Raw genomic sequence first — 11278 nt, forward strand, 5'->3', positions numbered from 1 at the left:
TTAATTTTCCTCTGCACGCTGGTCCAGCTGGCGACGTATTTCCTGCTGGATTGCAGCACATAAGTCCGGGTCGGTAATGGGCTGCTGCTCGGCGTTGGTAATGAAGAATACATCCTCTACCCGCTCGCCCAGGGTCTGGATCTTGGCCGCCTGCAATTCCACCCCAAAATCCACAAAAATCCTGCCCACGCGTGCCAGCAAGCCGGGCCGGTCGGGAGACGATATTTCCAGCACGCTGACCTGTTTGATGTCATCGATCGACATGCTGGTTTCCGTGGGTACCGGGAACGATTTCATCTGCCGGGGGGTAAGCCGGCGGGCACTGGATGGTGGCTCGCTATCGCTGGCCAGCGCCCTGGCAATATGCTCCCGGATGTAATTCAGGCGCGGGCTCTCGTCCGCGATCGGGCCGCCATCGGAGTTAAGCACGTAAAAGGTATCCAGGCTCATGCCGTCGCGCGCATTGTAGATGCGCGCATCGTGAACACTCAGGTCCAGTTGTTCCAGCTGCGCGCACACCCGGGAAAAAAGCTGGGCATGGCTGCGGGCATGAATAAAGATCTGGGTGGCATTGGCGACACTGGAGTCCCAGCTGTTGCGAACCAGTACCAGGGGTTCATCGCGCTTGTGATGGCCGGCGATGGCTTCCGTATGCCAGGCGATGTCCTCGGCCCGCTCGCGTAAAAAATAGTCCTCACCCTGTTCGCGCCACAAATCGTCGAGTTCCTCCACCGTAAAACCGCGGTACTCGAGGATGTCGATAGCGGCCTTGCGCGTTTCCTCAATCCATACCTGCTTGTCTACCGGGTTCTCCAGGCCCCGCCGCAGGGCTCTCCCGGTACCGGTGTAGAGCTGGCGCAACAGGCTGCTGCGCCAGGCGTTCCACAGGGTCGGGTTGGTGGCATTAATGTCTGCAACGGTGAGTGTAAAGAGGTAGTCCAGCCGATTCATGTCACCCACATGGTGGGCAAACTGCTGGATAATATCCGGGTCGGAAATGTCCTTGCGCTGGGAGACGGCTGACATGGTCAGGTGATTTTTTACCAGCCACACTACCAGGTTGGTATCGCGCTGGCTAAGGCCGTGATCACTGCAAAACCGCTCCGCATCGACCGCGCCCAGCTCCGAGTGGTCGCCACCCCGGCCCTTGCCGATATCGTGGTAGAGACCGGCTATGTAAAGCAGCTCTATCTTCGGCAAGCGCCGCGCCACCCGACTGGTGACCGGGAAACGTTCGTCGAACTCTGAATTCTGGAACCGGCGCATGTACTGGATAACTTCCAGGGTATGGGCGTCCACGGTGTAAGTGTGGAACAGGTCGTGCTGCATCTGGCCGACAATGCGACCGAACTCGGGCAGGTAATTGCCGAGGATACCGTAGCGGGTCATGCTCCTTAGCAGGCGTGTCATGCCGTAAGGTGAACGCAGAATCTGCAGAAACGTTTCCCGGTTGCGCGGGTCCGCGCGGAATTCGCTGTCGATGAGGTGCCGGTGCGCCCTGATCAGGCGGATAGTCGAGGTGCCGACGCCGATAATTTCCGGGTAACTGCCAGCGAGTACAAACACCTCCAGCAGGGCGTTGGGGTTGTTTTCAAACAGGTCGTCACGCAATGTTTCAATGTAGCCATTGCGCACCTGGAAGTGTTCGTTCAGTACCCTGACCTCGTCGAGGGTGTCGGCGCGCAGTATGGCCTGGTCAAAGTTCTGGATCAGCAATTCGTTGAGTTCGCTCAGCGCCAGCGCCCAGCGGTAATAGGTTTGCATGAATTGTTCAACGGCCAGCTTTTTGCCGTCGACGAATCCCCAGAGAGCGGCGAGTTCGCGCTGGTGATCGAACAGCAGGCGGTCTTCTTCCCGATGGGCGATCATGTGCAGGGCGTAGCGCACCCGCCACATGAAATCCCGACCCCGCAGTAGCATTTTGCGTTCCTCGGGGGTAAGGAATTCGCCGGTATCCATGGTTTCAAGCGAGTCCACGCCAAAATGTCGCTCTGCAATCCAGGCAATAATCTGCAGGTCGCGCAGACCGCCGGGCGAGCTTTTCACATTGGGTTCGAGGTTGTACTCGGTGTCGGCGTATTTGGCGTGCCGGGCGCGCTGCTCTTCCAGTTTGGCGCGGAAGAAGTCAGCACTGGGCCACATGTGGTCTGGCCCGGTCTGTTCGCGAACCTGTTCCATCAGGAATTCGGGACCACGGATTACCCGTGTTTCCATCAGGTTGGTCAGTACGGTGATATCCTTTTCGGCCTTTCCACGACATTCCGCGACGGTGCGTACACTGTGGCCGATATTGAGCCCAACATCCCAGAGCAGGGTCAGGAATTTTTCCAGTTGTGGGTGACAGTGTTCGCAGTTTTCTTCCAGCAACACCAGGATGTCGACATCGGAATGGGGGTGCAGCTCACCTCGGCCGTAGCCACCTACCGCCACCAGTGCCGCTGCATCCGCGGGCCAGTGTTGTGCATCCCAGAGGGCCCCGAGCAGATCATCAATGAAGTGCGCGCGCAAATGCAGCAATCGCGCCACTTCGCTGCCCTTGTGAAACTCCCCGTGAAGGTATTCCGTTACGGCGGCCAGCGCGGCCTTGGTCGTGGGAATAATGGCGCCCCGGGTGATCGCCTGGGCAAAGGTGTCCGGGTCAAACAGCGCCGAAGGCAGGTTTTCCCGATGATCTGTGGTTGCGGGCCGGTGCTCAGAAAGGTTCATTGCTACGCCGTGTGAACACCTCGCAGCCGTCAGCGGTAACGCCCAGCGTATGCTCCCACTGTGCCGACAAGCGGCCGTCCCGTGTGGTCACGGTCCAGCCGTCTTTCTGGTTCAGTTTAGTGTGGCGACGGCCGGCATTGATCATCGGTTCAATGGTGAAAGTCATGCCTTCCTCAAGCACCAGCCCGGTGCCTTTGCGGCCGTAGTGCAGCACCTGCGGGTCCTCGTGGAATACCTGGCCGATACCGTGGCCGCAATATTCGCGCACCACGGAGTAGTAGTTTTTCTCCGCATGCTGCTGGATCACGTGGCCGATATCGCCAAGCGTGGTACCCGGCCGCACCAGGTCGATCGCGAGGTAGAGGCATTCCTGGGTGACGGCGATCAGGCGTTTGGCGTGGCTGGCGACCTCGCCTACTTCCACCATAATGCTGGTATCCCCGTGATAGCCGTCCTTGATCACGGTGACATCGATATTGATGATGTCACCGGATTTCAGTTTCCGGGTATCGGAAGGTATGCCGTGACAGATCACATCATTTATAGAGGTGCAGATTGAGCGCGGGAAACCATGGTAATTCAGTGGCGCGGGTATGGCATGCTGGACACCGGTAATATAGTCATGACAGATGCGATCGAGCTCGCCGGTAGTGATACCGGGCTCAACCCGTGGCGCTATCATCTCAAGCACGTCCGCGGCGAGCTTCCCCGCGACTCGCATTTTCTCGAGTTCGTCCGCTGTTTTGATAGTGACTGCCATGCCTTACCTTCCGGTGTTGTTTGTGAAACCGGCCCGACGCTGGTGGTAGTCCACTGCCCGGAGCCATTCAATGCGCTATTCTAACCCATGCGGGCAGTACATGCCTGCAGGAATTGATAAGGGCGGCCCGGCCTGGGCGGCCCCACCTACGCGGCCCGACCTGGGCGGCCCCACCTTCCCACAGGTCAAAGTTTATGGTATAAAGCGCGCCTTCTTTTTGGTGGCGCCTCTGTCGAGGTGGATTCCGGGAGAAGATAACCTAACGACGCACACATATCGACACCTGCGCCAGGGTGCCGGCTTACGCTGGTTTGGTGCATGGGATATGTGGAGGATTAACCCATACAAAGGTATTTATCATGTCTCAAGTAAGCATGCGTGACCTGCTGCAGGCCGGCGCGCACTTTGGTCACCAGACCCGTTACTGGAACCCGAAGATGGATCGCTACATCTTTGGTGCCCGCAATAAAATACATATCATCAACCTCGAGCACACTGTCCCGGCTTTCAACGAAGCACTGGGTATGGTCAAGCACCTCGCTGCCAACAAGAACAAGATTCTCTTTGTAGGCACCAAGCGCGCTGCGGGCAAGATCATCAAGGAGCAGGCCGCACGCGCGGGTATGCCCTATGTCAGCCATCGCTGGCTGGGTGGAATGCTGACCAACTACAAGACGATCCGGGCCTCCATCAAGCGCCTGCGCGATCTTGAAGCCCAGATGACCGATGGTACCTTTGACCGGCTCACCAAGAAAGAGGCGCTGATGCGTACTCGCGATATGGAAAAGCTGGAGCGCAGCATTGGTGGTATCAAGGAGATGGGTGGTCTGCCCGACGCACTGTTCGTGATTGATGTCGACCATGAGCGGATTGCCATTACCGAAGCCAACAAGCTCGGCATCCCGGTTATCGGCGTGGTTGATACCAACAGTAACCCCGACGGCGTTGATTACGTCATTCCCGGTAATGACGATGCCATTCGTTGTATCAAGCTGTATGTCAGTGCCGTGGCGGACGCCTGCCTGGCGGGCAAGGCCGAATCGGGCGACATGAGCGCGGTCAAGAACGAGTTTGTCGAAGAGGCTGACGTTCCGGCATCGGCCCCGGTCGAGGCACCTGCGCCTGTTGGCGAGGCGCCGGTTCCCGCTCCGGCAACCGAGACCCCGGCAGCCGAGTAAGCACAACATCTCCATCCCGACCCGGTCATCGCCGGGTCGGGATCTGGTGAACTCCGTTCGGGGCTCATGTTCAAATATACAGCTGTCCCCCTGGGGCATAGCAGGAGAGATACCCATGTCTGCAGTATTGGTCAAGGAATTACGCGAGCGCACTGGTCTGGGCTTGCTGGAATGTAAGAAAGCACTGGCCGCCGCCGGTGGCGATGTTGAAAAAGCCATTGAAGAGCTGCGCAAGTCGAGTGGCATGAAAGCGGCGAAAAAAGCCGGCCGTACTGCGGCCGACGGCGTCGTCTCTACCCGTGTCGCCGAAGATGGCAGCTACGGTGTCATGGTGGAAGTGAACAGCGAAACCGATTTCGCGGCCCGGGATGAAGGTTTCCTCGGCTTTGTGCGCAAAGTGGTGGACGCGGCCTTCGAAAATCGCCAGACCGACGTGGCGGCCCTGATGGCCGGTGACCTGGAAGCCAGCCGCGAAGCGCTGGTTCAGAAGATTGGTGAAAATATCGGCGTTCGCCGGATCAGCCTGATTACCGCCGACGCCGGCGTGGTGGGCTCCTACGTCCACGGTACCAACCGGATTGCGGTACTGGTAGAGCTCAAGGGTGGCGACCAGGACCTCGCCCGGGACGTTGCCATGCATGTTGCGGCGATCAACCCGCAGGTGGTGTCTCCGGCCGAGATGCCCGAGGAGGCTATTGCCAAGGAAAAGGAAATCTATACGGTACAGGCCCAGGATTCCGGCAAGCCCGCGGAGATTGTCGAGAAGATGATCGCCGGCCGTATCAAGAAATTCCTCGCCGAGAACAGCCTTACCGAACAGGCCTTTGTGAAAGATCCCGATGTCACGGTTGGTAAGCTGGTGGCTGCGGCCGGCGCTGAAGTGCGCTCGTTTGCGCGCTTTGAAGTAGGTGAAGGTATAGAGAAGGAGCATGTGGATTTTGCCGCAGAGGTGGCGGCCCAGCTCAAGGGCTGAGGTTTGCCGGCAATAAATGACGGGGCTGCGGCCCCGTTTTTTATGCTCTGGTGCCGGGTGCCGGGCTTCCGACCGGGAGAATATGGCCCTCGAGACTAGGGTGCGCGCTCTTTGTCCTGTAATATACCGCGACTTCCGGAGAGAGCAACTATGTCAACAGCCCCAACTGACAAGAAATATAAACGTATTTTGCTGAAGCTCAGCGGCGAAGCCCTGACCGGCTCGGAAAATTTTGGGATCGACCCCAGGGTCCTGGACCAACTGGCACTTGAAATCGGCCAGCTGGTTGGTATCGGGGTCCAGGTGGGCCTGGTGGTCGGTGGTGGCAACCTGTTTCGTGGTGCGGCATTGCAGTCCGCGGGCCTCGACCGTGTGACCGGCGACCATATGGGAATGTTGGCCACGGTCATGAATGCCCTTGCATTGCGCGATGCGCTGGAACGTTCCAGTATTGCTACACAGGTTATGTCGTCGATCCCGATGAGTGGTGTGGTGGATCATTATGACCGGCGCAAGGCGATCCGTGCGTTGAGCAATGGCGATGTGGTAATTTTCAGCGCCGGTACCGGCAACCCGTTTTTTACCACTGATTCCGCCGCCTGTTTGCGCGGAATAGAAATTGACGCTGAACTGGTGCTCAAAGCCACCAAGGTTGATGGGGTTTATTCCGCAGACCCCCTGAAGGTGGCTGATGCGGTAAAGTACGAGCGTCTCAGTTATGACGAGGTGCTGGACAAGAAGCTGGAAGTGATGGACCTCACCGCGATCTGTCTGTGCCGCGACCACAAGATGCCGGTGCGTGTATTCAAGATGGAAGAGCGGGGTGCCTTGTTGAATATTGTGCGGGGCGGCCGGGACGGTACGCTGATCGAGTAACCCGATTTGCACGGTAAGGAGAGCGAACGTGATTGAAGACGTTAAAAGCGAAGCAAAGGAACGAATGGAAAAAAGCCTTGAGGCTTTAAGCCATCAGTTCAACAAGATCCGTACCGGGCGCGCTCACCCGAGTATCCTGGACGGTCTTAAAATAGAGTATTACGGCGCTGAAACGCCGCTCAACCAGGTGGCGAATGTCAATGTTGAGGATGCCCGTACCCTGGCCCTCACCGCCTGGGACCGCTCCATGATCCCGCAGATCGAGCGCGCCATCATGAAGTCCGACCTCGGCCTGAACCCGTCTACCTCGGGTGAAGTTATCCGCATTCCCATGCCGGCATTAACCGAGGAGACCCGTAAAGGCTTTATTCGCCAGGCACGCGCCGAGGCAGAAGCCGCGCGGGTGTCGGTGCGCAACGCGCGGCGGGATGCCATGACCATGCTCAAGGAACTGGTCAAGGAAAAAGACATCAGCGAGGATGACGAGCACCGCGGGCAGGAAGCGGTGCAAAAGCTGACCGATGGCTTCAGCGAAAAAATCGACAAGATGTTGGCGCAGAAAGAAGCCGACCTGATGGCCATTTAAGCTGTCTTCATCGATGCCTATTCGCGACCAGTCAAATTCCGCTGGCTCGGCACAGCCGGTGCCGCGCCATGTCGCAATTATCATGGACGGCAACAATCGCTGGGCCAAACGTCACGGGCTGCCTGGTCACGCCGGCCATAGAGCGGGTGTAGAGGCAATACGCGATGTGCTGCGGGCCTGCCGCCAGAGCCAGGTTGAAATACTGACCCTGTTCGCCTTCAGCAGCGAGAATTGGGGCCGGCCTACGCCGGAAGTCCGGGCACTGCTGGCGTTGCTGTCACGCTACCTGCGAAACGAGGTGCGCGAGTTGCATAAGGACGGCGTGCGGGTGCGCTTTATCGGTGAGCGGGGTCGCTTCAGCGAGCGCCTGCAACGCCTGATGGCCAATGCCGAGCACCTGACCCGGGAAAACGCCACTGCCACCGTAGTGATAGCCGTGGATTATGGCGGCCGCTGGGACATTGCCCGTGCTGCGCGACGGTTGGCGGAGCAGGTGGCGAGTGGCCAGCTGGAACCTGCTGACATCACTGAAGAGACCCTGGGTCGGGAAATCGAAATCGGTGATTTGCCGGCACCGGATCTCTGTATCCGCACCGGCGGAGACGCGCGGATCAGCAATTTCCTGCTTTGGCATCTCGCCTACAGCGAACTCTACTTCACCAACACCCTCTGGCCCGACTTTGGTGCCCTGGAGTTTGCCCGGGCGCTGGCGGATTATGCCCGGCGTGAACGCCGCTTCGGGCAGCGCGAGCCAGACGGACTTGTCATGGGTGGTAACAATGCTTAGACAGCGAGTGATTACTGCCCTGGCAATGGCCGGCCTGTTTCTCGGCGCGGTGTTGTTCCTGCCGCCTTTAATCCTGGCGCTGGTATTCGGGGCGCTGGTTTGCCTGGGCGGCTGGGAATGGGCTCGCCTGGCCGACTGGCAGTCCGTTTTTGCTCGTGCCCTGTTTTCGGTGATCCTGGCTGCCATCCTGCTGGCATTCTATGTATACACTAATTTGGGGGGCACGCCCGTTCAGGCTGAGGTGCAGCCCGTGCTCGGCCTGGCCTGCCTCTGGTGGTCCATTGCCCTGTTGTGGGTGAAAAGCTATCCGGCCAGTGCCGTGCTCTGGCGTGGTCGGGTCATGCGCAGCATGATGGGCCTGTTGATTCTCTCAACTGCGTGGCTGGCCGCCGTTTACCTGCTGACATTTTCTCAGGGGCGCCTGTTGCTGATAGCCATGGTGGTGGTGGTGACGGCAACGGACATCGGCGCCTATTTTACGGGCACCCGGTTCGGGCGCCACAAGCTGGTGGTGCGGGTAAGCCCGGCCAAGACCTGGGAGGGTTTCTGGGGCGGTATGACCTGTGCCGTGCTACTGGCCCTGATGTTATGGTGGGCAATTCCTGCGCAAATGGCGCATGTCAGCCTGGCAGCGGTAATCGCGGTGGTGTTGACCACGGCCCTGGCATCGGTAGTGGGCGATCTCACCGTGAGTATGATCAAACGCGAAAGCGGCGTTAAGGACAGCGGCGGGCTATTGCCTGGGCACGGGGGCCTGCTGGACAGGCTCGACAGCCTGTGTAGTGCAGCACCCGTATTTACACTCGGTTTGCTGTTGGCCGGATGGTAGCGATGGCCAATGTACAGAATGTGACCGTACTCGGAAGTACCGGCTCTATCGGGCTCAGTACACTCGATGTAATTGCCCGCCACCCGCAGCGGCTGCGCGCCTTTGCACTGGCTGCCAATCGCTCTGTGGTGGCGATGGCCGAACAGTGCCTGCATTTCAGGCCTCGCTACGCGGTGATGATGGATGCCGATGCTGCCACCGAACTGGGCGCTCTGCTGGGTTCCGACACGGATACGGAAGTGCTGTGCGGTGCAGAAGGGCTTGAGCGGGTTGCCGCTCACGCTGATGTTGACGCAGTTATGGCGGCCATCGTGGGTGCGGCGGGGCTGCCCTCGACACTTGCGGCGGCCAGGGCGGGCAAGCGTGTCCTGCTGGCGAACAAGGAATCGCTGGTCATGGCAGGGCACCTGCTGATGGCGGCGGCCCGGGACTCGGGCGCTCTGTTGCTGCCGATTGACAGTGAGCACAACGCAATATTCCAGTGTCTGCCGGTAGACGCACACGGTCGCGCAGGGCTTGTGGGGGTTAGCAAGGTATTGCTGACCGCATCCGGTGGCCCCTTTCGGCAATGGTCACAGGCGGACATGGTAGCGGTAACGCCTGACCAGGCCTGCGCCCATCCCAACTGGTCAATGGGCAGGAAGATTTCGGTGGATTCCGCCAGCCTCATGAACAAGGGGCTGGAGCTGATTGAAGCCTGCTGGCTGTTTGACCTGCGGCCCGAGCAGATCGACATTGTGGTGCACTCGCAAAGTATTGTGCATTCAATGGTGCAGTATGTGGATGGCTCGGTGCTCGCCCAACTGGGTAATCCCGACATGCGGACACCGATTGCCTATGGGCTGGGGTGGCCGCAACGGCTCGAGTCAGGCGTGGCCCCGCTGGACCTGGTGGCCCTGGCACAATTGAGCTTTGAAGCCCCGGATGAGCAGCGCTTTCCCTGTCTGCGGCTCGCCAGGGAGGCCACCGCTGCCGGCGGGACCGCCGCCGCGGTATGTAACGCAGCCAATGAGGTGGCGGTCGAGGCTTTTCTGGAGGGTGCCATCCGCTTTACCGATATTCCTCGCGTGATCGAGGCAACCCTGGAAAACGTACCCGTTGTTGAACCCCTCACGCTGGCCGTGGTCGAAGCTTCGGATAGCGCGGCGCGAAGCGCGGCATCAGCTTTCATCGCCCGCCATCTCACGCCCGGTTATGCCGCAATGGAGTCTTAATGGATTTGATCTACACCATAGCCATTACCCTGGCGACGCTGGGTGTCCTGGTTGCCATTCACGAATTCGGCCATTTCTGGGTTGCCCGCCGCTGTGGGGTCAAGGTACTGCGATTCTCCATTGGCTTTGGTAAATCAATTTACAGCTGGCATGATCGCCGGGGTACTGAGTATTCCATTGCCGCAATCCCTCTGGGCGGTTACGTCAAAATGCTCGACGAGCGCGAGGGCGAAGTGCCCACCGACGAGCTCGATCAGGCCTTCAATCGCAAGCCGGTACTGCAGCGTATTGCTGTTGTAGCAGCTGGGCCGCTCGCCAATTTCGCGCTGGCGATAGTCGCCTACTGGTTTCTGTTCATGGCCGGGGAAACCGGCTACGCGCCCATAATAGGGACAGTCGAGGAAGAGTCGGCAGCGGATGTCGCAGGGCTTGAGCGCGGCCAGGAAATCCTCGCGGTCGACGGGGAAGAGACCCCCACCTGGCAAGCGCTCAGTTTCAGTCTGCTCGATCGTATCGGCGATACCGGAACCATCCGTTTCACCGTCAAATATCCGGATTCGGATATCACCTACGACTCCGAGGTTGAAGTGCAGCGCTGGCTGTCGGAGCAGGAGGAGCCCGATCTTTTTGGCGGCCTGGGGATTTCGCTCTATACCCCGGAAGTGGCCCCCGTAATCAGTGAAGTTGTCGCGGACAGCCCCGCGGAGCGCGCGGGTCTGCAGCCAGGTGACGAAATTGTGGCTGCCGATGGTATCGAGATGTCACGGTGGATGGACTGGGTGGACTATGTCCGGGAGCGCCCGGAACAAGCCATTGAGGTCGAATTGCGCCGCGACGGGCAACTGGAAACCGCCGTCATCGTTCCCGAGGCTGTTACCGAGCCCGATGGCGAAGAGGTGGGCCGGGTGGGCATTGCGGTGGCAATGCCGGAGATGCCCGAGCACATGCTGCGTGAATTCAACCGCGGGCCGCTGGAATCCATGGGCGCCGCGGTGGCGCGTACGGGAGACCTGGTGGGTTTTACCTTGAGTTCCATAAAGAAAATGCTGCAGGGACTGATCTCGCCAAAAAACTTGAGTGGACCCATTACCATTGCTAAAGTGGCGTCCGCTTCCGCCAAGTCGGGCCTGGAATCCTACATCGGCTTTCTTGCCCTGCTCAGTGTCAGCCTCGGAGTGCTTAACCTGTTGCCTATTCCAGTACTCGATGGGGGGCACCTTTTGTACTACACAGTGGAACTGCTGACCGGGCGGCCTGTACCTGAAAAAATACAAGCGCTGGGTTTCCAGGTGGGGCTGTTATTGATTCTCGGGATCATGGCGCTGGCTCTATTTAATGACTTTGCACGCCTTTAATTCCGCGATCGTTG

General features: G+C 59.2%; 10 protein-coding genes. 8 read left to right on the forward strand and 2 right to left on the reverse strand.

Annotated features, from left to right (window positions below; translation table 11 throughout):
- Window positions 1-2706, reverse strand: a complete 2706-nt coding sequence (gene glnD, locus CWI75_RS06130) for a [protein-PII] uridylyltransferase (RefSeq protein ID WP_101520605.1) — start codon at window positions 2704-2706, stop codon at window positions 1-3.
- Window positions 2693-3466 (reverse strand): type I methionyl aminopeptidase, encoded by a 774-nt coding sequence (gene map / locus CWI75_RS06135; RefSeq protein ID WP_101520606.1) that lies wholly within the window; start codon window positions 3464-3466, stop codon window positions 2693-2695. The genes glnD and map overlap by 14 nt, the downstream gene beginning before the upstream one ends.
- Window positions 3467-3825: 359 nt before the next feature.
- Between map and rpsB the strand changes: the two genes are divergently transcribed.
- The 8 genes from rpsB (at window position 3826) to rseP (ending at window position 11264) form a co-directional block, all read left to right on the forward strand.
- Window positions 3826-4644 (forward strand): 30S ribosomal protein S2, encoded by an 819-nt coding sequence (gene rpsB, locus CWI75_RS06140; protein ID WP_101520607.1) that lies wholly within the window; start codon window positions 3826-3828, stop codon window positions 4642-4644.
- A gap of 115 nt (window positions 4645-4759) precedes the next feature.
- Window positions 4760-5617: a translation elongation factor Ts gene (tsf, locus tag CWI75_RS06145; RefSeq protein ID WP_101520608.1), complete on the forward strand. Its 858-nt coding sequence runs from the start codon at window positions 4760-4762 to the stop codon at window positions 5615-5617.
- Between the two features lie 150 nt (window positions 5618-5767).
- Entirely contained in the window at window positions 5768-6493 is a 726-nt protein-coding gene (pyrH, locus tag CWI75_RS06150; RefSeq protein ID WP_101520609.1) for a UMP kinase, read from the forward strand.
- Between the two features lie 28 nt (window positions 6494-6521).
- Window positions 6522-7079 (forward strand): ribosome recycling factor, encoded by a 558-nt coding sequence (gene frr / locus CWI75_RS06155; RefSeq protein WP_101520610.1) that lies wholly within the window; start codon window positions 6522-6524, stop codon window positions 7077-7079.
- A 13-nt stretch (window positions 7080-7092) separates the two neighbouring features.
- Window positions 7093-7866 carry a polyprenyl diphosphate synthase gene (uppS, locus tag CWI75_RS06160; protein ID WP_101520611.1) on the forward strand — a complete coding sequence of 258 codons (774 nt, stop codon included), beginning with the start codon at window positions 7093-7095 and terminating at the stop codon, window positions 7864-7866.
- Window positions 7859-8695, forward strand: coding sequence for a phosphatidate cytidylyltransferase (locus CWI75_RS06165; RefSeq protein ID WP_101520612.1), 837 nt, complete (start codon window positions 7859-7861; stop codon window positions 8693-8695). Before uppS ends, CWI75_RS06165 begins: the two co-directional genes overlap by 8 nt.
- Before the next feature lie 2 nt (window positions 8696-8697).
- The gene (gene ispC, locus CWI75_RS06170; RefSeq protein WP_101520613.1) at window positions 8698-9909 is read left to right on the forward strand and encodes a 1-deoxy-D-xylulose-5-phosphate reductoisomerase; all 1212 of its coding nucleotides are present in this window, start codon (window positions 8698-8700) and stop codon (window positions 9907-9909) included.
- On the forward strand, window positions 9909-11264 hold the full coding sequence (rseP, locus tag CWI75_RS06175; protein WP_101520614.1) for an RIP metalloprotease RseP: 1356 nt from the start codon (window positions 9909-9911) through the stop codon (window positions 11262-11264). The genes ispC and rseP overlap by 1 nt, the downstream gene beginning before the upstream one ends.
- The last annotated feature ends 14 nt before the right edge of the window (window positions 11265-11278 follow it).

The sequence above is a fragment of the Kineobactrum sediminis genome (assembly GCF_002868715.1).
GTDB lineage: Bacteria > Pseudomonadota > Gammaproteobacteria > Pseudomonadales > Halieaceae > Kineobactrum > Kineobactrum sediminis.